Below are 23,317 nucleotides of genomic sequence, written 5' to 3'. Positions count from 1 at the left end.
TATGGCAGAAATCAAAAAGATAAAATACAGCGAAAAATTTCGGGAACTTGGGTTGGTTTTTTTCATACTCCTGGTAAGCATCTTGATACAGGTCCGAAATCATGAATTTTTAACCATCCCAAATATCAATAATATCCTTACTAATACGGCGATTTTAAGCATTCTTTCGGTGGGTATGATGATGGTCCTCCTGACCGGGGGCATTGATCTTTCTATCGGAGCTACCATGGCTTTTACCGGTATGGTTTGCGCCCTGACAGGGCGTGTTTATCCGGAAATGTCCCCGGTATTCATGATCCTTGAAGGGATTGTTATTGGCGCCGTCATAGGGCTGGTCATCGGCGTGTTGATTGCCCGGTTTTCCATTCTGCCCATCATCGCATCATTGGGGCTTATGAATGTTATTCGGGGAGGCACCTTCCTGGTAAGCGGCGGACAATGGGTCAGCGCGTATCAGATGTCGGTGAAATTTAAAGCCCTGGCTACGGGGAAGATATTCGGCATTAACAATCTTATTGTTATCGCCATTGTTACCTATATTGTTTATTATTATTTTATCAACTTTACCCGGACCGGCCGGCGGATCTATGCGGTGGGTTCAAACCCGGAAGCCGCAGAAATCATCGGGCTTCCGAAAAAGCGGATAACTACCCTGGTCTATATTTTGATGGGCGCCCTTTCGGGCCTTGCGGGGGTACTCTGGGTTGCCAAATTTGCCTCCGCTCAGGGGGATACCGCTTCGGGCTATGAGATGAATGTTATTGCCGCCTGTGTATTGGGCGGGGTAAGCGTTTCCGGCGGGCGGGGCAAGGTATTAGGCCTTATCCTTGGGGTGGTTCTTTTCGGGATACTGGCCAACGCCCTCCCCCTGATAAATGTTTCCCCCTTTTGGCAGCAGGCCATTCAGGGCTTTGTCATCCTTGCGGCGATCATTACCAATGTGCTGATTAAGCGGAATAATGATCGAACCATGCTGCGCAGACGGGTTATATAGGAGCGGGTCATGAGCGAACGAACGATTAGTATTGAAAAGCCCTGGAATTGGAAAAAATTTTTATTCCAATGGGAATGGCTGCTGGTGGTAATATTCGTGGTAATTCATATCATCAACAGTTTTATTTCCCCCTATTATCTGAATGTTGATACTTTTCTGAGCGGCCCCATGATTTTTTTGGATAAGGCTTTCATTGTACTGCCCATGATGCTGGTAATTATTCTGGGTAACATTGATATATCCGTAGGTTCCATCGTCGCCTTTGCTTCGGTAATGATGGCGGTTCTCTTTAATGCGGGTCTTCCCATGCCCCTGGCGATGGTTGCGGCGCTGATCATCGGTACTGTTTGCGGCGCAATTAATAGTCTGCTCCTGATAAAATTCAAGGAGCTTCCCGCAATGATTGTAACACTGGCTACCATGACTATTTACCGTGGAATAGCCTATGTTATTTTGGAAGATCGGGCTTCCGGGGGATTCCCCTCCTGGTTTTCCTTTTTTGCCTGGGGATACATCGGCCCCTTTCCCTTTATCCTGCTTGTGTTCATTGTTGCGGCGCTTGTTTTCGGCATCCTGCTCCACAAAACAGCTTTGGGCCGCAATATCTACGGCATGGGTAACAACTTAACTGCCTGTAAATATTCGGGGGTTAAAACTGACCGCGTATTACTTATCGTCGGATTACTTACCGGCCTGATGTCGGCGGTGTGCGCTATTTTCCTTACTTCCCGTATGGGGAGTACCCGGCCAAACGTAGCCCTTGGCTATGAGCTGGATGTGATTGCCATGGTTGTTTTAGGCGGGATAAGTACCTCCGGGGGAAGCGGACGTATTGCCGGTCCCCTGTTGGCGGTTTTTATCATCGGTTTCCTGAATTATGGTCTGGGGCTTATCAATGTATCCGCCCAGGTCATTCTGGTAATCCTTGGTCTCTTGCTGGTTTTTTCGGTTCTGGTGATGAATCTCAGGATCCACAAGGGCGCCTGAGCAGTATCATTGTGGTTAAATATCCGCATGGTATTTTTTGCGGATTATTTTATAAAAGATTTTATATTAGGAGGCATAAGATGGGAAACATGGTAAAGAAAGTATTAATTCTTTCAATCATGGCGGTTATTGGCTCGGCGATGGTGTTCGCCAATGGAGGCCAGGCGGCATCCGGGGGCGGCGGTGAACGGCATGCCTTTGTGTTTAAGAGTACCGGGAACCCCTACGGCGAACGGCAGATGAACGGCTTTGAGGCGGGCATTAAAGAACAGGGCGCTACGTCCATATTACGTGCGCCGGATCTTCCCACTGCGGAAGCTCAGATTCAGATGATCGAGCAGCTTATTGCTCAGAAGGTCACCTCCATTTGTATTGTGGGGAACGACTTTGACGCGCTCCAGCCGGTTCTGACCAAGGCGAAAAATGCCGGTATCAAGGTGTATTCTCTTGATTCCTCGGTGAATCCCGCCAGCCGTCTGACCCATGTGAACCAGGCGGACTCGGAAAAAATCGGTGTCACCCTGGTGGAAGCGGCCTATGACCTTGCGGGGGGCAGCGGTGAAATTGCCATCCTTTCCGCCACGAGCCAGGCTTCAAACCAGAACCTCTGGATCGACTATATGAAGAAAGAATTGGCCAAGCCAAAGTACTCAGGTTTGAATCTGGTCAAGGTAGCCTACGGGGACGACCTCCGGGACAAATCGGTTTCCGAAACCGAGGGACTACTCCTGAGTTATCCCAACCTGAAGGTTATCATCGCCCCCACCACCGTTGGTATAGCAGCCGCAGGAAAGGTGATCAGTGATCGTAAGCTCCAGGGCAAGGTATTTATTACCGGGCTTGGACTCCCATCGGAAATGGCCGAATATATTGATAACGGCGCCTGCCCCTACATGTACCTCTGGAACCCCATTGATGTGGGATACCTGGGCTCCTATGTGGCAACGGCTCTGAGCGGCGGAAAGATCACCGGCAAGGCCGGAGAAAACTTCAGCGCCGGCCGGCTTGGAAACTACACCATTACTGCAGCTCCTGATGGCGGTACCGAAGTATTACTCGGCCCCCCCTTCAAATTTGAGAAGTCAAATATCAATGACTGGAAATCTGTGTATTAATTTTTGATAAATTGAGCGTTACGAGGGACAAGGCCGGCGCTTAATGTCCCTTTAGCGCTTATTTTTTGATTGATGGCGAAAGCTATGAAGAAGGATCTGATGGACAGTAATCCTGATGGATTAACAAATAAAGGGGTAAATATGTATACGAAAGCGCAGGAACAGTATAAGAAATGGGGGATTGATACCGAAGCGGCGATCAAAAAATGCGCCGAAATCAGCGTATCCCTGCACTGTTGGCAGGGGGACGATATTGCGGGCTTTGAAAATACCGGCGCCGCCCTATCCGGCGGAATCCAGGCCACCGGCAATTACCCCGGCAAGGCTCGGAACAAGGACGAGCTTATGCGGGATTTGGATCTTGTCTTTTCCCTTATCCCCGGCAAAAAACGGCTTAATCTCCATGAGATATACGCCATAAGCGATAATGACAGCCCCGTTAAGCGGGATCAGCCGGAATGCCGGCATTTTGACCCCTGGCTTACCTGGGCAAAGGCGCGGAATATCGGGATAGATTTTAACCCCACCCTGTTTTCCCACCCCATGGCCGCAAGCGGGCTTACCCTTTCTTCTCCGGATAAAAATATACGGGACTTCTGGATCAGGCACGTAAAGGCGTGCAGAAAAATTGCAGCATACATTGGTGAAAAGCAGGGAAGTCCCAGTTTGCATAATATTTGGATTCCCGATGGTTTAAAGGATGTTCCCGCCGATAGGCTTGGTCCCCGGCAGCGGCTCAAAGAATCTCTGGACGAAATATTTTCCGTTCACTATGATAAAAACCATATTATTGACGTGGTGGAAAGCAAGGTTTTCGGAATTGGGCTTGAGAGCTATACCGTGGGATCGTCGGACTTTTATCTGGGCTATGCGGCGAAGGCCGGTATTAACGTGCTTCTTGACAATGGCCACTATCATCCCACAGAATTGGTGTCCGATAAAATCTCCTCGTTTCTTCTAAGCTTCGACAAGATAGCCCTCCATGTTACCCGTCCGGTACGGTGGGATTCGGATCACGTCGTTTTGTTTGAAGACGAGGTTAAAGAAATTGCCAAGGAAATTATCCGCAATGATGCTGAGGATAGGGTGCTCATCGGCCTCGACTACTTTGACGCAAGCATCAACCGGGTTGCCGCATGGGTTATCGGCGCCAGGAATATGCAGAAGGCTCTGCTAAACGCCCTGCTCATGCCCCACGGGGATCTGAAGAAACTACAGGATACGGGCAATTTTTCCAAACTGCTTGTCTGCCAGGAAGAATTAAAAACCCTGCCCTTTGGCGCTGTGTGGGACGAATACCTCCTGCGCCAGCATATTACCGGCAGCGATTGGTATGGGACTGTTGAAAAATATGAAAATGATGTGCTAAAATTTCGGTAATAATGGAGTCCGGAATGGATTATATCGCGGTAATTGATATTGGAATGACGAATAAAAAGGTGGCCGTCTATGACGGTAACTTAGTCCAGCTTGATACCCGGTATCGGAATTTTGCGCCTAAAATGATCGATGGCCTTGAAACCCATGACCTGGAGGCCATGGAGGATTGGTTTGTCGATCAACTCAGGGATTTTGCGAAAAAATATGCCATAAAAGCAATAGCGATCAGTACCCACGGAGCAACCTTTGTCTGCGTGGGGAAGGACGGGAAACCCTCACTTCCCTGTATTTACTATACCCATGAACCGGGGGATGATTTTCATCGCCAATTCTACGAACGCTTCGGTTCCCCGGTTGATCTCCAGGCCAGGACCGGTACGCCATATTTTAAGGCTATGATCAATCCCGGTAAGGGTATATTTTTCGCGCAGAATAAATATCCCCAGGGCTTTAAGAATACGGTGCATTTGCTGATGTATCCCCAGTATTGGGGTTACCGCTTTACCGGAAAAACCGGCGCAGAAAGCACCTACATGGGCTGCCACAGCTATCTCTGGGATCCCTTTGGGAGCTGCCTTTCTACGGTGGCCGAGGGACTGGGGGTTGCATCTTTAATGCCCGCTAAGCTCAATCATTCCTGGGACATCCTGGGAACCATCACTGAAGATTTTGCCCGGAAGACCGGCCTAAGCCGGGATGTTATGGTTACCATGGGCATCCACGATTCCAATTCCTCCCTGCTTCCCCATTTTGCCAAAAAAGGCGAGACCGGTTTTTTATTAAATTCCACCGGGACCTGGTGTGTCAGCATGAATCCGGTAAAAGAATATCGTTTTTCTCCGGATGAATTGGGCAAGGTAGTTTTTTTTAATATCTCTGCCTTTGGAAAGCCGGTAAAGACCTCTATCTTCCAGGGAGGCCAGGAATTTGAAACCTGGTCCAAAGTATTGATGGATATCCATAAACGGGAAGATCTGCCCCCTTATAACAAGGAGCTATACCTTAGGGTTCTGCGGGAGAAAAAAGCGTTTCTCACCCCCGAACTCACCGCCGGGACCGGCCAGTTCCCCCAATCTAAACCCCGGGTAGTGGAGGATGGCAGGACCTATCACTTTGCGGATTTTTCAACGAATCTGCCCGCCTGTTTTAAAAAATACGAAACAGGCTTTGCCCTGCTGAGGATATCCCTGGTGATGCAGTCCCTTACCGCATTTGAACGGATTGGCCTGTTACCGGGTGTAGAAGTTTTTACCGAAGGCGGATTCCGAAAAAACGAAGCCTACAATATTTTGCTCTCATCGGCCCTAAAGAACAATTCCGTCTTCCTCACCGATATAGCCGAAGCCAGCGCCTTTGGAGCCGCCATGATCGCCAAGATGGCGTTGACCGGTCAGGGACTTTCAGAGCTATCCAAGGATTTCGAAATTGAATACCAGGAAGTCACAAAATCCGACATCCCGGAAATCTTTTCTTACCGGGCTGCGTGGCTGGAACTGGTTTGAAGAAGATTTAACCGCAAAGGCGCGAGCATTGTTTTAAAGGAATTTGTACTGTGTACTTGACAAAATTTTCAGGAAAAGATATAGTAACGAGGACATTCGGAATTTCTAGCAAAAGGGCCGTTCCGAACGGCCCTTTTTTTTGACATTTCCGGTAAAAAGGGTGTGGAATGCAGTATACCCCCAGACAGGCCAACGCCGGGGATGAGACAGGTCTCCTCTATAAGGCCCTGGAGTCCGTGGCGCAGGGTTTGGGAATGGGCCTGGTAGAGTTGACCCTCTCCCGCCATAAAGGCAGCGTCCAATTGCGGGTGGTGGTGTGTAAAACCGCCGGAAAAGGCGCTAATACGGTAGTTGGGGTGGACGATTGTTCCAAGGCGCATCGCGCCATGCTTCCCTGCCTGGAATCGGCCTTTCCCGGGCAGGATCTGTATATGGAGCTTAGCTCCCCCGGTATAGACCGGGTTATCAAGGATGGATCGGAATTTGTGCATTATATAGGTCGTGGTGTACGGTGTTACCGTACGGATATTTCCGATTGGACCGGGGGTATACTCCGGTCTACGGATGAAAAAGGGGTTGTTCTTAAAGGAAAGGATGGTATGACGGAAATTGCTTATGATGTTATCGCTAAGGCGAAACTGGATTATACATTAGATTATTTAGGGGAGGTTTAGGCTCGTGGCAACAGATATGTCGGAAGCAATCCACCAGCTTATCCAGGACAGGGGTATGTCCGAGGAGCTTGTCCTAAGAACCATAGAAAATACCCTTTTGGCGGCCTATAAACGGCGTTTTGGCAATGCGGAAAACGCCATAGTCCGGTTTAACGATACTAATACTGAAGTATCGATTTATGCTCAAAAAAAGATTGTTGACGGGGTGTACGATCCGGTTTCGGAGATAGACCTGGAGGAAGCCAGGGAACTCGACCCGGAAGCGGAAATTGGGGATGAACTGCTTATTGAAGTGGACCCCCGGGACTTTGACCGTATATCGGTTCAGAGCGCCAAACAGACCGCCCACCAGTCCATCCGGGAAATCCAGAAGGACAGCCTGTATTCGGAATACAAGGATAAGGTGGGAGAAATCATCATTGGGTACTATCAACGGGAGCGGAACGGGACCATCTATGTGGACCTTGGCAAGGTTGAGGGGATACTCCCCAAGAAATACCAATCCCCCCGGGAGGTTTACCACGTTAATGATCGTATCAAAGCTTTGATTACCGAGGTTAACAAGACCCCGGCGGGGCTTCAGGTGGTACTTTCCCGGACCCATACGGATTTTGTGCGGGCAATTTTTGAGCTTGAGGTGCCCGAGGTTTATGATAAAACCGTGGAAATCCACAAGATTGTCCGGGAACCGGGGTACCGTACCAAACTGGCGGTGTATTCCAACCGGGAAGATGTGGATCCCGTGGGGGCCTGTGTGGGCCTTAAGGGTGTACGTATCCAGGCGGTGATTCGGGAACTGGAGGGGGAAAAGATCGATATCCTTAAATTCGATCCCGATCCCCGAAGATTTATAAAAAATGCCCTATCCCCGGCGGAAGTTCGGGATGTTATTATCATGGATGAGGGTAAACATCAGGCCCTGGCTGTGGTGAACGATTCCCAGTTGTCCCTGGCCATCGGCAAACAGGGGCTCAACGTGCGGCTGGCAAACCGGCTGGTGGACTGGAACATTGATGTTAAAACCGACGCCCAGTTTGGGGAAATGGATATCGCCTCAGAATCCCGGCGGGCAGTATCGGAATTGTTTGGGGACGCCGAAGGCTATGGGGAAGAACTTTCCCGGATATCCGAGCTTCCCGGAGTGGATGCCCAGGTCGCCGCCGCTTTACTGGAAAACAATATCGACTTTATAGAGGATTTCCTTGCCCTGGCGGAAGAGGAAACGGGACAGCTCAAGGGGATTACGGCGGAACAGGTTGTCACCCTTCGCCAGCTCATAGAAGAGTTTGTGGAAGTGGTGGAAGAAGAGGCGGGTGAGGAATCCTACGAAGAAGAGAATTCCGAAGAAGCGGGGGATGCCGAAACTGGCGTCGCCGATAGCGTTGCCGATGATACCGCCGCCGAAGGGGAAGCCGAGCTTGCCGTCAAAGATGCTGAATCTAAGGATCTTGATGATAAGACCGACGAAGAAGCGGAAGAGTATGAATGTCCCGAGTGCGGCGCAAAGATAACCGTGGATATGACCAATTGTCCGAATTGCGGTATCGGATTGAGTTTTGAATTCGAGGACGAATAAAGGTGGATCATGGCTGAGGAATTAGACACTACACAAAAACCAAAGGTAGAGCTCATTAAACATCAGAAGAGCGAGCAGGAGGTTTCGGTACCTTCGACCCAGCTTCCCGCTGAGGGCGGTCCGGTGCATCTTGCAACGCAGGTCCCCGCGCAGGAGCATGGGGACCAACGCCGTAAGGTGGTTGTGATCAAGAAAAAGGCTGCCGTTTCCGGCGCTCCGGTTCCTGTAAAGAAAGTTCAGCCAAAGATTGTGGTCACCACTCCCTTGGGGGCGACTTCCCGGAGCACAGTTCCGGAGGGGCAGCCTGTTGCTTTGACTCCTAAAGCGAAGAGCCCGGCGGCTGAAACAAGTGCCCAGGAAGCTTCCGAAACGCCGCGGGAAGCAAAAGTCCCGGCTGACGGTGAAAGTCGTGTAACGTCCATGCCCAATACCCAGCGTCCGGTGGCGGCAGCCGGCAGAGTTGGCGGCCGTCCTGTGGGAAACCACTCGTCCCGGGACGATAACGGTCCGCCTCGATCCGGCTCGCCCTTCCCCCCGCGGCCTGTAGGCGCTGCCGGTAGGGTTGGCGGACGCCCTGTGGGGCCCCGTCCTGAAGGCTCAGGTTCCGGTTCCGGCAGCCCCCGTCCCTACGGCGGCGCTGGTCAAGGTGGACCTCGTCCCGGTGGCTTTAACCAGGGCGGACCTCGTCCCGGTGGTTTTAACCAGGGCGGACCTCGTCCCGGCGGGTTTAACCAAGGCGGCCCTCGTCCCGGTGGTTTTAACCAGGGCGGACCTCGTCCCGGCGGTTTTCAGGGCAATCGTCCCGGCGGCTTTCAAGGTAATCGCCCCGGCGGTTTTAACCAGGGCGGCAGGCCCGGAGGCTTTAATCAGGGCGGTAGACCCGGCGGTCCCGGCGGACAGCGCGGCGGCGGTATGTCTCCCCCTCCGCCTCCTTTGGCTGATAACAAGGGGCCGATTAAAAAGTCCTTTAAAGCCAAGAGGGCGGTTTACCAGCGGAAAGAACAGGAGATGGAGGAAAAGCTCCTCCAGACGAAGAAGAAGATTACCCAGATCGCTAACCCGGTGCCCAAGTCCATCGACATAATGGAAGTGATTTCGGTTTCCGAGTTGGCCAGGAAAATGAACCTTAAAGCATCGGACCTGATCCACAAACTCATGAGTATGGGTATGATGGTTACCATCAACCAGCAGATCGATGCGGAAACCGCCACCATTCTGGCGGCGGAATTTGGGGCGGACGTGAAGATCGTCAGCCTTTATGATGAAACGCTGATCACCACCGAATCTGATGATGAGGCATCCTTGATCCATCGGCCTCCGGTAGTTACGGTGATGGGCCATGTGGATCACGGAAAGACCAAACTCCTGGACGCTATCCGCAGCGCCGATGTGGTTTCCGGCGAATTCGGCGGAATAACCCAGCATATCGGCGCCTATACGGTGGACACCCCCCATGGGAAGATCTCCTTCCTCGATACGCCGGGACACGAAGCCTTTACCCATATGCGGGCCCGGGGCGCCCAGGTCACGGATATCGTGGTACTGGTGGTTGCCGCCGACGACGGGGTCATGCCCCAGACCATCGAGGCCATCAACCACGCCAAGGACGCCAAGGTGCCCATCATCGTGGCGGTGAACAAGATGGACAAGCCCGAGGCTAACCCCGACCGGGTTAAGAGCCAGCTTTCCGATCTGGGGCTCATGCCCGAAGACTGGGGCGGCCAAACCATGTTTGTGGAATTATCGGCCCTTAAAAAAGAGGGCATTGATAAGCTCATCGACGCTATACTGTTGCAAGCGGAGATCCTTGACCTCAAGGCAAACTTTGAACGCAGCGCCGAAGGAAAGGTTTTGGAATCCCGGATCGATCATGGCCGCGGCATTGTTGCCACCGTAATGATAGAGCGGGGGACCCTCAAGATTGGCGATTCCTTTGTGGCAGGTGTCTGGCCCGGTAAAGTCCGGGCGCTCTTTGACGACAAGGGAACGAAGGTTGAGGAAGCCACTCCCGCCATGCCCGTGGAAGTCCTGGGCTTTGAGGGCGTTCCCGACGCCGGGGACCCCCTCCAGGTGGTTGATGACGAAAAGGTAGCCCGGGGTATTTCCGCCAAGCGTCACGAGTTAAAGCGTTTTGAGGATGCCAAGAATATCAAGAAGATCACCCTGGACAACCTTTCGGACACCATCAGCGCCGGGGCCATCCAGGAACTTAAAATCATCATCAAGAGCGATGTTCAGGGTTCCGCCGAGGCTCTCCGGGCAAGCTTAGAAAAACTGTCCAACAAGGAAGTGCGGCTTAACGTTATCCAGGCTCTCCCCGGGGCTATCAACGAAGGGGACGTGGATCTGGCCATCGCCTCAAACGCCATCATCATTGGTTTCAACGTGCGGCCCGTACCTAAGGCGAAGATCCTGGCGGATCAGGAAAAGGTAGACATACGGCGTTACAATATCATCTACAAGGCGGTGGAGGAAATCCAACTGGCCATGGAGGGTATGCTCAAGCCCGATACCAAGGAAGAGATTATCGCCTCGGTGGAAGTTCGGGATACCTTCAAGGTGCCCAAGATTGGAACCATTGCCGGCTGTTACGTCCTTACCGGTACGGTCAAGCGCAGCGCCAGTATCAATGTTATCCGGGACGAGATCGTAATCCATACCGGAAAGATCGCCTCCCTGCGGCGCTTTAAGGACGATGCCCGGGAAGTTGCCGCCGGTTACGAGTGCGGTATCGGTCTGGAGGGCTTTGACGCCATTCAGGTCGGCGACCAGTTTGAGGTATTCGAGATTGTGGAAGTGGCCCGAAAATTAACGAGCAACTAATAATGAAAGAAAAAGAGGGGAAACCGCAAAGGCACGGAAGGCGAAAAAAGGATGATGAATTTATTTTTCTTGCTTCTTCGCTTTCCGTGCCTTTGCGGTTAGTTTTCCTGAAAGTTCAGTGAAATAGGTATGTCGGAATATAGAACGGAAAGGGTAGGGCGGCTTATCCAGGAAAAAGTTGGGACTCTCATTGTGGAAGGGAAGGTGAAGGACCCCCGGGTTGATCCTTTTCTTTCCATAACCAGGGTTACTGTTTCCCGGGATTTTGCTTACGCCGATGCCTATGTTTCAAGCTATAAATCCGAGGGCTTGGCTACGGGAGTCGAGGGCCTACAGAGCGCTGCCGGCTTTATCCAGTCCCAGCTTGCAAAAATGATGCGCCTCCGCCAAACTCCCAAGCTTCGGTTTCACGAAGACCAGGGTATACGGGAAGGGTTTGAGCTGGTAAAGAAAATTGAGGATCTTGTACGTGACGGGCAATAAGAGCGCCGGTATATTGCTGCTCAATAAAAGCCCCGGCTATACCTCCTTTGATTCCCTTAATGCAGTAAAAAAAGCTCTGGGAACCGGCAAGGTGGGGCATACCGGTACCCTGGACAAATTCGCCTCGGGCCTGCTGGTGGTACTGGCAGGCTGGGCTTTAAAACTGAGCCCCTGGTTTGACCGCTGCGATAAGCGGTACGAAGGGCTTATCCGTTTCGGCGTGGAAACCGATACCCTGGACCCGGAGGGCGAGCCAATCGCCGAGGCGGACCCGCCCAGCCGGGAAGCGCTGGAACAGGCGCTAACCCAATTCCGGGGCGATATTATGCAGGCCCCGCCGGCCTATTCGGCGATACACCTGGATGGGAAGCGGGCCTACCAGCTTGCCCGGTCCGGTGTGGAGGTGAAGATGGAAAAGCGGCCCGTGACTATCCATGCCCTGGAACTCCGCTCCTACGATCCCCCCGATGCCTGCGTGTATGTGCACTGTTCCAAGGGCGCCTATATCCGCTCCCTAGCCCGGGACATAGCCATCGCTGCGGGTTCCCGCGCCCACCTGGCCGCCCTGGAGCGGAAACGGGTAGCGGGGTTTGATATCGCCCAGGCGGTCCCCATGGATGCTCCGGATTTGGCCGCAGCGTTTCGTTCCATCGGTCCGGATACCTTCGACGCCCTGGATATTCCCCGTCTTACCGTGGATGAAAACGCCGCAAAAAGTATGCGCCAGGGAAAGCCCCTGGATGGGCTGCTTGGGGATGCCCCCGATGCGGAGTCTCTGGGGGTGTTTTGCGACGGCGCCTTTGTGGCGGTACTCGTGAAAAAACAGGGAAGCGGTAATGACCGTTGGTCCTATGGGTATGTCCATGCGGGTGCTTGATTTAGCGGAGTTTGCCGCCAGAGGCAGCCTTGGTGAAGCCGCCATAAATGGCGTTGCCATGACCATCGGCGTCTTTGACGGAATCCACCGGGGACACCGGGCCTTATTGGAAAAGGTGCTTTCCTCCGGACTATACCCGGTGGTGATAAGCTTTAAACGGAGCCCAAAATTCATCCTGCAGCCCGAAACCCATGAAGGGGATATCATGGGGATAGCCCAAAAGCTCCGTTTGTTTGAGCAAATGGGGGTCGGTCTTACGGTCATGATTGACTTTTCTGAAAAATTCAGTAAACTTAAGGGCAAGGAATTCATCGATCTGTTAAAAGATCGGGGTAATCTGCGTTATTTGGTAATTGGCAGCAATTTTCGTTGCGGTTATCGGCACGATACTCATGCGGCGCTCATCAAAGAGATGAACCTGGCGGCGGGAATCCCCACGGAAGTGGTGGAGCCCGTGCTGTCCGGGGGTGAGCGCATAAGTTCAAGCCGTATCCGCACCGCGATATCCGCCGGCAGTCTCGTTGAGGCAGCGGCGCTTCTCGGTCGAAGGGTTGAAATCGATTTTGCCGGACTATCCGCTACCCCCGGACCCGGCGGGGTTTATTTTGACTTGGCCTCCAAAAACCGAATCATGCCGCCCTATGACCGGTACCCGGTATTGCTTTTCGAAAAGGATTCCCCGGAAGGAATAGAAACGGAGATTAAGATTGGTCCGGATGGACTTTTTATTCCCTCGCCCTTCAACGCTCTTCGCGTTGAATTTTTAAGTAGTTCCCAATAGGAGTGTAAATAAATGGCTTTAAACAAAGAAAATGTATCTTCCATTGTAAACAAGTTCGGTAAAAACGAAAAAGACACCGGAACCTCGGAAGTACAGATTGCCCTGCTCACGGAGCGGATCAACCAGCTCACCGAGCATTGTAAGCAATTCAAAAAGGATAAGTCCAGTCAGCGGGGCTTACTAATCCTCGTCGGACAACGTCGGCGTATGCTGAAGTATTTTCAGCGGACCAATCTGGAGAAATACCGGGTCCTTATCAAGGACTTAGGTCTCCGCAAGTAGTTTCACAGCCCATAGGGTGTGTCTCAGCCCGGCGCCGCTTAAAATTTATATTCGTAGAAAAGCTGCGCCGGTTTTTTGAAAAAAAGACAGGAGTTTATGGTTCAAAAAGTAAGTTATCAAATTGCCGGCAAGGAATTGATCCTTGAGACCGGTAAGATCGCGAAACAGGCCGGCGGCGCCGTGTTCGCCCAATATGCGGGTTCCGTGGTAATCGCCACGGTTTGTTCATCATCCAATGCGGTTGAGGGCCTGGACTATGTCCCCCTCACGGTGGATTACAACGAGAAGTACTACGCCGCCGGGAAGATCCCCGGGGGCTTCATCAAGCGGGAGAGCCGCCCCAAGGATAAAGAAATCCTGGTGTCCCGGCTCATCGACCGGCCCATGCGGCCCCTCTTTGACAAGCGCTTTGGCCGGGAGATCCAGGTGGTACCCACCACTATTTCTACGGACCAGCTTAACCCCCCGGACATTCTGGCGATCATCGCCGCTTCTGCGGCGGTCCATATTTCGGACATCCCCTTCGGCGGACCTGTAGCCGGGATCAGGATCTGCTCCGTGGACGGTCAGCTCATCGTTAATCCAACCTACCCGGAAATTGAAAAGTCCAAACTGGAAATCGTGGTTGCCGGTACCAAAGAAGGTATCACCATGGTGGAAGGGGGGGCCAAGGAAGTTGATGAGGACCTGATGATCGCCGCCCTGGAAAAAGCCCAGCAGGTGATCACCGAGCTCTGTAATTTGCAGGACAAGCTCCGGGAACTTGCGGGTAAGGAAAAGCTTCCCCTCACCGAAGTGTCCTACTCTTTGGAGAATGGCGATGCCATCCGTTCCGCCGCCTATCCCCGGCTGGAAACCGCCTGCTTTCTCAAGGGCAAGCAGGAGCGGCATCTGGCGGTCAACGAAGTTAAGGCGGATCTTGCCGCCCAGTATAAAACCCAGCTTGAGGACGAAAACCAGAAGAAGCTTTTCGATGCCCTCTTTGAAGATATGCAGTACGAGATACTCCGTTCCGGTATCCTTAACAAGGGTGTCCGGGTAGACGGCCGGGGCACCGAGGATATTCGGGACATCACCTGCGAAGTAGGGATACTACCGCGGACCCACGGTTCCGCGCTCTTTACCCGGGGTGAAACCCAGGCACTGGTGGTTACCACCCTGGGCACGGTTTTTGACGAACAGATCTTCGATGATATCGATGGGGATAAGCGGGAGAACTTCCTCCTCCACTACAACTTCCCCCCCTATTCGGTGGGCGAAACCGGCCGTATGGGTACGGGCCGCCGGGAAATCGGTCACGGCAACCTGGCCCGCCGTTCCCTGGAAGCCATGGTGCCATCCAAGGCGGAATTCCCCTACACCATTCGTGTGGTTTCGGAGATCATGGAATCCAACGGTTCCTCCTCCATGGCTTCGGTCTGCGGAGGCACCCTGGCCATGCTCCAAGCTGGTGTTCCCATGAAGAAGCCCGTGGCGGGTATTGCCATGGGGCTCATCACCGAAGGCAAGGGCGGCCCCACTGACCGCTACGCCGTACTTTCGGACATCCTGGGTGACGAGGATCACCTGGGGGACATGGACTTTAAGGTTGCCGGTACCCAGGATGGGATCACCGGTTTCCAGATGGATATCAAGATCGCCGGGGTCAGCCCCGAGGTAATGCGGAAAGCCCTGGACCAGGCCAAGCGGGGCAGGCTCCACATCCTGAATATCATGAACCAGACCATCAACAAACCGGTGGCGGAGATCAGCGAATACGCACCTAAGATCGTAACCATGAAGATAGAGATCGACAAGATCGGCGCCCTCATCGGCCCCGGGGGCAAGAACGTCAAGGCCCTCTGCGAGCAGTACAGCGTTACTATCAACACCGACAACGACGGAACCGTAACAATTTACGGAAAGAACGCCAAGGACGCTGAGGCCGCCAAGCTTGCGGTAACCGGCATTGTGTCGGACCCCGAGACAGGCCGGATATACAACGGTGTGGTAAAGCGCATTATGGATTTCGGCGCCTTTGTAGAGATACTGCCGGGTAAAGAAGGTTTGGTACATATTTCCAAACTTTCCCGCGATCGTATCACCGTGGTAACCGATGTTCTAAAGGAAGGTCAGGAGATACCGGTTAAGCTGCTTGAGGTGGATAAGATGGGGCGGCTCAACCTCTCCTATATCGATGCCATCGATCCCGACGGCGCTCCCAGCGGAGACGGCGACGGACACGGTGGCGGACACAACGATAGCCGCGGAGATGGCCGCCGCAATGACAGGCCCCGCCGTTACTAAGGTGAATGGTTCGGAACAGGCCCTCGTAGTACGGGTCCTGAAAAAGGATCCCGGCGCTTTTGTTCCGGAGTACGAAACCAAGGGCGCCGCGGGGGCGGATCTCAGGGCCAGGATTGCCGAACCTATGGTGATCCCGCCCTTGGGCCGCGCCCGTGTTCCTACCGCCCTGGTCCTGGAAATCCCACCTGGTTATGAAGCCCAGGTCCGGCCACGTTCGGGCCTGGCTGCCCGGAACGGCCTTACGGTGCTGAATTCTCCGGGGACCATTGACGCCGACTACCGGGGGGAACTGGCGGTACTATTAATCAACCTGGGCCAGGAGTCTTTTACGGTGCATGACGGGGATAGGATAGCCCAACTCGTTATCGCCCCGGTAATCCGGGCCCGAATGCTTGAAGCTGCTTCTCTGTCGGAAACGCAACGTGGAGAAGGGGGCTTCGGATCCACAGGAATATGATGAATAATATCGTGGAAAGTGAACGTTCCCTATCCCGTACCATTTTTTTTTATATCGTATCAGAAACATTGTTTTCTTTTTTTGTGTCCTTTCTCTTTTTCTTTTTTATCTTTTTTGTAAACCAGCTTTTGCTCATGGCCCAGGAAATATTAACGAAACGGGTTCCCTTCAATCAGGTTGCTTTATTGGTCCTCTATTCGCTCCCGTCCATAGTCGCCATGGCGGCGCCCTTTGCATCCCTGGTAGGAACGTTGATGACCGTGGGGCGGCTCAGTTCCGATAATGAAGTATTGGTACTCCTTTCTTCAGGACTGTCCTACAGAAATATTTTTCTTCCCGCCCTGGTGGTGGGGCTCTTAATATCCCTTGTATCTTTTTTTGCAAATGACGTGCTCCTCCCCGCAGGAACGGTGCAGTTTTCCCGGCTCTACCGGCGTATTCTGGTTTCCACCCCGGCGCTTGAACTGGAAGCAAACTCGGTCAAACGGTTTAAGGATACGGTGGTTGTAACCGGCGATGTTACGGGGAACGCCATCAGTGATGTGCTTATACTGGACAGAACCAGCGATGGTGAGCGGCGGGTTATCATGGCCCGGACTGCTGAGTTAAAAGACGGGGGCAAGCAGGGCTTAAGCCTGGACTTGGACGACGCTTTTATACAATCCTCAAAGGAAGTATCCCGCCGGGATTATGATTATGGCTCATCGGGTTTTCTGCGCTACTGGGTCCCCCAGGAGGATCTTATCCAGGCGGTATCTTCCATAGGTCCCCGGGAGATGAGTTCCACCGATGTACTGCGGGAAATTAAAAATAAGGAAGAAAATCTTAAGGAGAAACTCGACCAGCGCTACAACAAGGCGCTCACCCATGCCCTGTCCCTGGAAACGGCCATGCGTAAAGGTCCGGAGGATACCGAATGGAACCGCCGCGCCAATTACGCCCTGAATTTTTTACGGGAAGCAAATGCCGCGGAGGCGTTGAAAAATGACCGGAGCCTGCTTATTTACCGGCTTGAATATTACAAGAAGTTTTCCATACCCTTCGGCGCCCTTTCCTTTGTGTTCCTCGCAGTATCCCTGGGGCTTTTGGCAAAAAAAAGCGGCCAGACCGTGGGCTTTATCTTCGGCCTGCTTATTGCGGTTATCTACTGGGCCTTGCTTCTGGGCGGCCAGACCATGGGTATGCGCCTGGGATATTCGCCATTCTGGTCCATGTGGCTCCCCAATATTCTTGCCCTGTCTATTGGGGTAATCATGGGCATCATAAGGATACGGCGATGATCCTTGACCGATATCTTCTTCGTCAATTTTTTCCTGTGTTTATTGTGGCAGTATCAATGTTTGTAATGCTCCTTTCATTGATAGATCTCTTCGCAAATCTGTGGCGTTACCTTAACTACGAGGTGTCCCTCAAAGAAATTCTCCGGGTATGTTATTATTACCTTCCAAAAAGTTTTTCCTATGCCATGCCAATATCCCTGCTTTTTGCATCAGCCTATACCCTGGGAGATCTGTACGCGAGGAATGAACTTACCTCCATATTTTCTTCGGGAATACCCTTCTGGCGTTTTTCTGTCTCCCTGGTTGCGGTGGGTCTCCTGGCATCGGTATTTGCTTTTTTCTTTGAGGATCGGGTGGTGGTTCCTACTTTCAGAATTAAAAGTGATCTGTCCAGGCTCTATTTGCATCAGCAGAGGACGGAGAATAATTCTGATATTGTTATTAAAGCCAGAAATGGTGAGGTGATCTATTCGGTAGATTACTATGATCATGTTAATAATACCTTGAACGGTCTGAGTATCGTTGAACAGACCGCAACCGGATCATTCATTGCCCTCCTCCGCGCTCCCCAGGCCTCATGGAATGGCGAATACTGGGTCCTGTCAAATGCGCTAATTTACCAATGGGAGAACGGGCTGCTCCGGGTGCGGCCCGTTGAAAATTCGGACGTCTACCGGGAACATCCGGATACCTTCAGACGGAACGCCGTGGCGGTGGAGGATCTTCAGGTACAGGAAGCCGGCTTTTTGGTGCAGGATCTCCGGGCTGCCGGGCTTCCTTTTATCGGCGCCCTGGCGGAGTTTTATCACCGGTATTCTTTTTCCACAGTATCACTGGTGGTAATGATTTTGTCAATTTCCATGGGGGGCAGGTTCAGGAAGAATATTCTTCTCATGAGTCTTCTGGCAAGTCTGGCAGCGGCGGTGATCTTCTATGTCTCGGAGATGATCAGCATGATGATGGCCAGGCTGGGCTATATTCCTCCCATTGTTGGAGCCTGGTTTCCGGTTTTTATTTTTATTATTGTCGGTATCCTGCTTCTGCGGAACGCAAAAACATAGGTGGAAAGCCAAGCTATTCCCTGGTGAGTTCTCGCGTGTTTCTTTCTGTTGAGTCTTCCTGTTCAGAAAAATCAACATTCCCAGAAGTACGACGGCATAGGCCAGGCAGCTTTAGTTTCTCAGGCACATGTTTCAGGCTGCAGCCATTTTCTTCCATCCGCTGCCTTCTGGAGTAGTATCTTCCAAGTCAGCAATTTTTGCCATAACGACTCCTTTACATATTACAACTCGCGTTGCTATTATTTTTTCGCCAAGATTTTTTCTTTCCAGTTAAGCACAATATTTCTGTTTAATGCCGCCACTTTGCAAAAATGCTCGTTTATCTTGAGCGGGTCACCTTCCGGATTTTCGTTGGCGTTGCGAACCATGCACATGGCGCAGAAAGCCTTATCCTTACATTTGAGGCATTGGGGAAAGTCCTTTTTCCGCAATCCCCGCAGGTATTTTACCTTAGGAGAATTTTCCCAAATCTCCCGCAGGGGTGTTTCCCGTAAATTACCGCAAACATAGTCCTGCCAGCCCGCGCAGGGATACACATTGCCGTTGGCGACCATACAAAGAGATGTTATGCAGACACTGCATAACATGTCATTACCAGTATCTTTTTTTTCAAGATCCATAATATCATTTTTTAAAAGATTCATTTGATAATTTGTATCATGACTTATTATGTCCCTCAATAACGCATCTGTTTCATCAAGAGAAAGGCGATTCTCCAGATTGTCTGTTGTTTTATCAGAACGAGCCATCATGATATAGTCTGTTTCAATAGGGACATTATGTTTCTCTGCCCAAGCAAGTACATCAACGTAACTTTCTTTATTTTGCTTCATAACGGGGCAGCTTATCTGTAACATAATATCATTTTTTATAAGTTCTAGAATAGCATTTTTTGTTTTCTCAAATGAACCAGGAAGTTGTGTAATATACTCGTGAATTTCTTTTTTCATGCTGTAAAGTGAAACTTGTATGGACGCAAGACGGTTTGCCTTCATCTCTGCAATAATATCACTGTTCAACAGTGTAAGATTAGAGAGTACTGTTACCGAAAGATCACATTCTTTGGCCTTGCCAAGAAAATCAATAAAATTTTTGTGCAACATAGGCTCACCACCGGAAAGTTTTAAGTCTAAAACACCCATCTCCCGACATTGATCCAGCGTATCATAAAAGAGTGAACTTTCAATATCGCATATTTTATTTTCATGAGGAATATAGCAATGTATACAACGTTCGTTACACCTGCTGGTAAGTTCAATTTGCAGTGATGTTAAATGATGCGCCCCCTTAAAATGTTCGTCAAGAAATTCCTGACTTGTTCTTTCAGTACGCAGGATAACAGGTAAAAAATCTTTTTTAATAGCTTTTTGTTTAAATGCGGTATAACTAAAACGGCTGTCTTTTCTTTCAATATCCTCTTCTGTTTCACCTGATACAATAAAACCGTCCTCTTCGAGCATTTTGTAAAAATCAATTGCATCTTGACGCAGCATATTTTTAGGGGCGCCAATAAATGATGATGCTATTGTATCAACAATTTCATCCAACTGACGCGTTGTCCTTGATAATGCTTTAATAAACACCGCTCCTGAAGCGTCGAATACGCGATCGCCAAAACCGCTCTTATTAACAATATATCCTACATCTCCATACTGACGAATAAAAGTGTCAAATTTTTGTCGATACATCATTATTTAGCCGCTCCTTGAGTATTCGTTTGAATTTTTTCAATTATAAGACGGTGTTTAATCGCTGCTGCTGCGCAAAAATACTCATTGATTTCGAACATATTACCAACAGGACTTTCAACTTCATTTCGCATTAGACAACTGTGACAAAAATCTATATGCTCACAAACAAAGCATCGGGGAAGATCTTTCCTTTTTACATTACGCAGAGATTTTACTTTAGGCGAATTCTCGACAATATCCAAAATTTCTTCTTTTTGTGTATTGCCCAAAACACAATTCTGCCAACCTCCACATGGATAAACATCTCCTGTAGGAGATAAAGAAAAACTAAAGGTGCAGATTCCGCATACACGTTCATCATGTAATTTTGGCTTTACAGGGCTGTTCGCATATTTAAGAGCGATAAGATAATCTACATCATCCAAAATGATGTCGGACAGCACCTTTTCAAGTTCTTCAAGTAAAAGACGGCTGCCAAGATTTGCACCGGAATGGTCGAATGGGGCGTAGATAAAAGGGTCGATCGTAACCGGTATGCCGTGTTCTTTACCCCATTCTTTTACATCAAGAAAAACATCTTTATTCTGTCTCATAACCATGCATCCAATTTGAACAGGAATGTCCGCTTCAATAAGCCGCTGAATTCCCTGAAATGTTTTTTCAAATGAACCATGTATCCCAGTAATAGCATCATGAATTGCAGGATCGATGCTGTAAAGAGAAACTCTTACATTTAAAATATGATGAGATTTGAGAGCCGATATTATCTCATTGTTTAGCATGGTGAGATTACTGAAAACTTCAACAAAAAAATCATACTCAAACGCCGTTTTTAAAAAATCAAGAAAATTCCGGTGCAGCATGGGTTCACCGCCGGTAAGTGTCAAACGCATGAGGCCTGCTTTCCGGCATTGGGAAAGCACATCGTTAAACAATTGAGTATCAATGTCGCAGTCAGGCGCTTTTGCGCGTTCCCCCATCGGAATATAACAATGGACACAACGCTCATTACACCGGTTGGTTATTTCAACACGCAGTTCCCAAAGGCGAGATTTCCCGCCAAACTTTTCTGCCACGAGTGCCAAGGCGCTTTTCCCCTGTTTTTTTTCACCCGGAATATGGTCTTTTTTTTCATCCGGCCGTATGTTTGAATACGAAAAAGGTGTATCTTTGAGGTCAATTTCATCGGTAGTTTCTCCACTTACCAGTAAACCTTTATCTGTAAGGGAATCGTAGAATTCACGCGCATCATCGTGGATAACGGCGCGATCAACATCGGCAAAAGAATTCGATATTTCGTCTACTAAATCTTCCAGATTTCTTGCCTTGCGCGATACAGCTTTTAAAAACTCCGCACCGGAACTTTCAAAAGCTTCGCTGTTACCATTTTGAAAATTTTCGATATACCCCACAATGACGTAATCGTTTTTGTATATTCGAATCGCTGTTTTTTGTCTTTGTCTATATAACATTCATTCTTCCTTTTGCATTGAATAGGAACCACTGATTATGATATTCATGTTGATGTTATTTAATCAGTGGTTCCCAAAATTTAAGACCTAAAAAATCAGGTCTGGCAGCATTTGCCGTAACCACCTGAGTTACCGCTACCCGCCCTGCTAGTAGGGCATCCTGCTGCATAGGAACCTTGGGCGCTATTCTGCGCCAAAACCTGGGGTTTACTATAAGCCATAATTTTTCTCCTTTTGTAAAGATACTATTCAGGAATTCAACGAACCCCCTTTTATCGTCAATGACGGATAAACCACCCTGACGGTTAAAAGCAAAACCTTTCGTTTCTGCTGCAGATTCCGCCGCTTTTTCCGCTTCCAGCTCTTCAACATTCCTCGTCAGTTGGGTTTTAAATGACCGGCCTTCATTATTTGCATCTACAAATTCTTTGTCCCATAACGTATTGAAACGGCTGGAACAAAAGCCCTTATCACCAATCAGCTTTTTATTGTATAAAGTCCCACACCAACTACATTGGACCAGTGCCATATTTTGCCTCCTTATTAGTCATACAAGCTGTCTCCGGCTGCTTTTTTAATAGTTTTTAACCGCACTCCATTTATGAGTAATAGCATCAAGCTCATACAGAGCCCCGCCGGCTCTATTGGCATAGTATTCGGTTCTAAATTCATAATTAAAATGTTCATTGCCTTCGGAATAGTCATGGACTTCTTCCCATGAATTTTTTCCGCTAATTGTTCCGGTATTACTTCCCAGTTTAGCGTCCTTAAAACTATCACCCAAGCCGGACAAACCAGGATCTGTTTGCCCGGGCTCTTCCTGGGGGAGAGCTTCGCCGCTTTGCGCCTCGGCGGAGTATGCCGACTGGGATTCATTCTTATTGGAGCAGCCCAGGTACATGAATACAAAAATAAGAGCCGTTGCCGCAGGTAGGCGCATTTTAGTTTCCATCCCTATTATGTAAGCAAAAATTCCGGGATTTTTATTAAATTCCGAAAAATTTGAATGAATTTTCCGCCAAAAACTGCCCCTTTACCTTTCGCCATCTACTGCAACCCCCTTATAAAGGAAATTTACCTTAAAATACAACAAATAGCATGAATATTATTTTCAATCTTATAGATGTTTGATTGTTTTGTCAATCAGATAGGATTATAAATTGATTCAAGCTATCTGGTGGTAGAGAAAATGAAAGGGTTCAAGATTAGGTCGGTTTTAAGCACGAATATCCGTTTTTACAGAAACCGGCATGGTTGGTCGCAGTCAGAACTTGCGGAAAAGGCGGACATTTCCACCAATTTCCTAAGCGACATAGAGACTTGCAAAAAATGGCCTTTTCCGGAAACCCTTGAAAAGATTGCACAGGGCTTAAAAATCGAGGTTTATGACCTGTTTAAGCCGGAATCGCCGTCCCAGGAACACCCCGCCTTTGACGTTTTAAGGCACTACAACGAAGATGTGAAGCTGCTCATTAATAAGGCAAATATTGATGTAGAACGCTCTCTGGACACGATACTCGCAAAATACGGCCCCGATGGCACATAGATATACTTAGCTTTATTACCTTTAAAAAAGCACGTAATTCATTACGTATA

Annotated in this window: 21 protein-coding genes; 17 read left to right on the top strand and 4 right to left on the bottom strand. The window is 49.9% G+C overall.

Annotated features, from left to right (window positions below):
- The first annotated feature begins 1 nt into the window (after position 1).
- From LQZ19_RS16885 to LQZ19_RS16810, 16 genes are all read left to right on the top strand, one after another.
- Entirely contained in the window at positions 2-994 is a 993-nt protein-coding gene (locus LQZ19_RS16885) for an ABC transporter permease (RefSeq protein WP_411048860.1), read from the top strand.
- 9 nt (positions 995-1,003) lie between these two features.
- Positions 1,004-1,981 (top strand): ABC transporter permease, encoded by a 978-nt coding sequence (locus LQZ19_RS16880; protein WP_411048859.1) that lies wholly within the window; start codon positions 1,004-1,006, stop codon positions 1,979-1,981.
- An 80-nt stretch (positions 1,982-2,061) separates the two neighbouring features.
- On the top strand, positions 2,062-3,096 hold the full coding sequence (rhaS, locus tag LQZ19_RS16875; RefSeq protein ID WP_411048858.1) for a rhamnose ABC transporter substrate-binding protein: 1,035 nt from the start codon (positions 2,062-2,064) through the stop codon (positions 3,094-3,096).
- 72 nt (positions 3,097-3,168) lie between these two features.
- Positions 3,169-4,476, top strand: a complete 1,308-nt coding sequence (locus LQZ19_RS16870) for an L-rhamnose isomerase (RefSeq protein WP_486401708.1) — start codon at positions 3,169-3,171, stop codon at positions 4,474-4,476.
- Between the two features lie 14 nt (positions 4,477-4,490).
- Positions 4,491-5,978 (top strand): FGGY-family carbohydrate kinase, encoded by a 1,488-nt coding sequence (locus LQZ19_RS16865; protein WP_411048857.1) that lies wholly within the window; start codon positions 4,491-4,493, stop codon positions 5,976-5,978.
- Between the two features lie 167 nt (positions 5,979-6,145).
- Entirely contained in the window at positions 6,146-6,652 is a 507-nt protein-coding gene (locus tag LQZ19_RS16860; protein WP_411048856.1) for an LSm family protein, read from the top strand.
- A 4-nt stretch (positions 6,653-6,656) separates the two neighbouring features.
- Positions 6,657-8,228, top strand: a complete 1,572-nt coding sequence (gene nusA, locus LQZ19_RS16855) for a transcription termination factor NusA (RefSeq protein WP_411048855.1) — start codon at positions 6,657-6,659, stop codon at positions 8,226-8,228.
- Between the two features lie 9 nt (positions 8,229-8,237).
- Positions 8,238-11,051 carry a translation initiation factor IF-2 gene (infB, locus tag LQZ19_RS16850; RefSeq protein WP_411048854.1) on the top strand — a complete coding sequence of 938 codons (2,814 nt, stop codon included), beginning with the start codon at positions 8,238-8,240 and terminating at the stop codon, positions 11,049-11,051.
- Between the two features lie 129 nt (positions 11,052-11,180).
- A complete protein-coding gene (gene rbfA / locus LQZ19_RS16845; RefSeq protein WP_411048853.1) occupies positions 11,181-11,534 on the top strand; it encodes a 30S ribosome-binding factor RbfA in 354 nt (117 codons plus the stop codon).
- Positions 11,521-12,411, top strand: coding sequence for a tRNA pseudouridine(55) synthase TruB (truB, locus tag LQZ19_RS16840; protein WP_411048852.1), 891 nt, complete (start codon positions 11,521-11,523; stop codon positions 12,409-12,411). Before rbfA ends, truB begins: the two co-directional genes overlap by 14 nt.
- Entirely contained in the window at positions 12,371-13,192 is an 822-nt protein-coding gene (locus LQZ19_RS16835; protein ID WP_411048851.1) for a riboflavin biosynthesis protein RibF, read from the top strand. Before truB ends, LQZ19_RS16835 begins: the two co-directional genes overlap by 41 nt.
- A gap of 12 nt (positions 13,193-13,204) precedes the next feature.
- Complete coding sequence (gene rpsO / locus LQZ19_RS16830; protein WP_010258812.1) at positions 13,205-13,474, top strand: 30S ribosomal protein S15; 270 nt, start codon at positions 13,205-13,207, stop codon at positions 13,472-13,474.
- Positions 13,475-13,570: 96 nt separating this feature from the next.
- A complete protein-coding gene (gene pnp, locus LQZ19_RS16825; protein ID WP_411048850.1) occupies positions 13,571-15,760 on the top strand; it encodes a polyribonucleotide nucleotidyltransferase in 2,190 nt (729 codons plus the stop codon).
- On the top strand, positions 15,738-16,217 hold the full coding sequence (gene dut / locus LQZ19_RS16820; protein ID WP_411048947.1) for a dUTP diphosphatase: 480 nt from the start codon (positions 15,738-15,740) through the stop codon (positions 16,215-16,217). The genes pnp and dut overlap by 23 nt, the downstream gene beginning before the upstream one ends.
- Complete coding sequence (locus LQZ19_RS16815; protein ID WP_411048849.1) at positions 16,214-17,497, top strand: LptF/LptG family permease; 1,284 nt, start codon at positions 16,214-16,216, stop codon at positions 17,495-17,497. The genes dut and LQZ19_RS16815 overlap by 4 nt, the downstream gene beginning before the upstream one ends.
- Positions 17,494-18,558 (top strand): LptF/LptG family permease, encoded by a 1,065-nt coding sequence (locus tag LQZ19_RS16810; RefSeq protein WP_411048848.1) that lies wholly within the window; start codon positions 17,494-17,496, stop codon positions 18,556-18,558. The genes LQZ19_RS16815 and LQZ19_RS16810 overlap by 4 nt, the downstream gene beginning before the upstream one ends.
- 239 nt (positions 18,559-18,797) lie before the next feature.
- Here LQZ19_RS16810 and LQZ19_RS16805 read toward each other — a convergent pair whose 3' ends face one another.
- The 4 genes from LQZ19_RS16805 to LQZ19_RS16790 are packed head-to-tail and all read right to left on the bottom strand — an operon-like array spanning position 18,798 to position 22,673.
- The gene (locus tag LQZ19_RS16805; protein ID WP_411048847.1) at positions 18,798-20,249 is read right to left on the bottom strand and encodes a radical SAM protein; all 1,452 of its coding nucleotides are present in this window, start codon (positions 20,247-20,249) and stop codon (positions 18,798-18,800) included.
- Positions 20,249-21,721: a PqqD family peptide modification chaperone gene (locus tag LQZ19_RS16800; RefSeq protein ID WP_411048846.1), complete on the bottom strand. Its 1,473-nt coding sequence runs from the start codon at positions 21,719-21,721 to the stop codon at positions 20,249-20,251. Before LQZ19_RS16800 ends, LQZ19_RS16805 begins: the two co-directional genes overlap by 1 nt.
- Positions 21,722-21,776: 55 nt before the next feature.
- Complete coding sequence (locus LQZ19_RS16795; RefSeq protein ID WP_411048845.1) at positions 21,777-22,250, bottom strand: hypothetical protein; 474 nt, start codon at positions 22,248-22,250, stop codon at positions 21,777-21,779.
- A 45-nt stretch (positions 22,251-22,295) separates the two neighbouring features.
- Positions 22,296-22,673: a hypothetical protein gene (locus LQZ19_RS16790; RefSeq protein WP_411048844.1), complete on the bottom strand. Its 378-nt coding sequence runs from the start codon at positions 22,671-22,673 to the stop codon at positions 22,296-22,298.
- Between the two features lie 237 nt (positions 22,674-22,910).
- Between LQZ19_RS16790 and LQZ19_RS16785 the strand changes: the two genes are divergently transcribed.
- Positions 22,911-23,267 (top strand): helix-turn-helix domain-containing protein, encoded by a 357-nt coding sequence (locus tag LQZ19_RS16785; protein WP_411048843.1) that lies wholly within the window; start codon positions 22,911-22,913, stop codon positions 23,265-23,267.
- The last annotated feature ends 50 nt before the right edge of the window (positions 23,268-23,317 follow it).

The organism is Treponema primitia, from assembly GCF_046533075.1.
Lineage (GTDB): Bacteria > Spirochaetota > Spirochaetia > Treponematales > Breznakiellaceae > Termitinema > Termitinema primitia_B.
The sequence above is the reverse complement of the archived record's forward strand: the minus strand, read 5'-3'. Positions and strand labels throughout refer to the sequence as shown.

Coding starts and splice junctions, on each gene's coding strand:
- LQZ19_RS16885 (WP_411048860.1), top strand. CDS start 2: ATGGCAGAAATCAAAAAGATAAAATACAGCGAAAAATTTCGGGAACTT.
- LQZ19_RS16880 (WP_411048859.1), top strand. CDS start 1,004: ATGAGCGAACGAACGATTAGTATTGAAAAGCCCTGGAATTGGAAAAAA.
- rhaS (WP_411048858.1), top strand. CDS start 2,062: ATGGGAAACATGGTAAAGAAAGTATTAATTCTTTCAATCATGGCGGTT.
- LQZ19_RS16870 (WP_486401708.1), top strand. CDS start 3,169: ATGGCGAAAGCTATGAAGAAGGATCTGATGGACAGTAATCCTGATGGA.
- LQZ19_RS16865 (WP_411048857.1), top strand. CDS start 4,491: ATGGATTATATCGCGGTAATTGATATTGGAATGACGAATAAAAAGGTG.
- LQZ19_RS16860 (WP_411048856.1), top strand. CDS start 6,146: ATGCAGTATACCCCCAGACAGGCCAACGCCGGGGATGAGACAGGTCTC.
- infB (WP_411048854.1), top strand. CDS start 8,238: ATGGCTGAGGAATTAGACACTACACAAAAACCAAAGGTAGAGCTCATT.
- rbfA (WP_411048853.1), top strand. CDS start 11,181: ATGTCGGAATATAGAACGGAAAGGGTAGGGCGGCTTATCCAGGAAAAA.
- LQZ19_RS16835 (WP_411048851.1), top strand. CDS start 12,371: ATGACCGTTGGTCCTATGGGTATGTCCATGCGGGTGCTTGATTTAGCG.
- rpsO (WP_010258812.1), top strand. CDS start 13,205: ATGGCTTTAAACAAAGAAAATGTATCTTCCATTGTAAACAAGTTCGGT.
- pnp (WP_411048850.1), top strand. CDS start 13,571: ATGGTTCAAAAAGTAAGTTATCAAATTGCCGGCAAGGAATTGATCCTT.
- dut (WP_411048947.1), top strand. CDS start 15,738: ATGACAGGCCCCGCCGTTACTAAGGTGAATGGTTCGGAACAGGCCCTC.
- LQZ19_RS16815 (WP_411048849.1), top strand. CDS start 16,214: ATGATGAATAATATCGTGGAAAGTGAACGTTCCCTATCCCGTACCATT.
- LQZ19_RS16810 (WP_411048848.1), top strand. CDS start 17,494: ATGATCCTTGACCGATATCTTCTTCGTCAATTTTTTCCTGTGTTTATT.
- LQZ19_RS16805 (WP_411048847.1), bottom strand. CDS start 20,249: ATGATGTATCGACAAAAATTTGACACTTTTATTCGTCAGTATGGAGAT.
- LQZ19_RS16800 (WP_411048846.1), bottom strand. CDS start 21,721: ATGTTATATAGACAAAGACAAAAAACAGCGATTCGAATATACAAAAAC.
- LQZ19_RS16795 (WP_411048845.1), bottom strand. CDS start 22,250: ATGGCACTGGTCCAATGTAGTTGGTGTGGGACTTTATACAATAAAAAG.
- LQZ19_RS16790 (WP_411048844.1), bottom strand. CDS start 22,673: ATGGAAACTAAAATGCGCCTACCTGCGGCAACGGCTCTTATTTTTGTA.
- LQZ19_RS16785 (WP_411048843.1), top strand. CDS start 22,911: ATGAAAGGGTTCAAGATTAGGTCGGTTTTAAGCACGAATATCCGTTTT.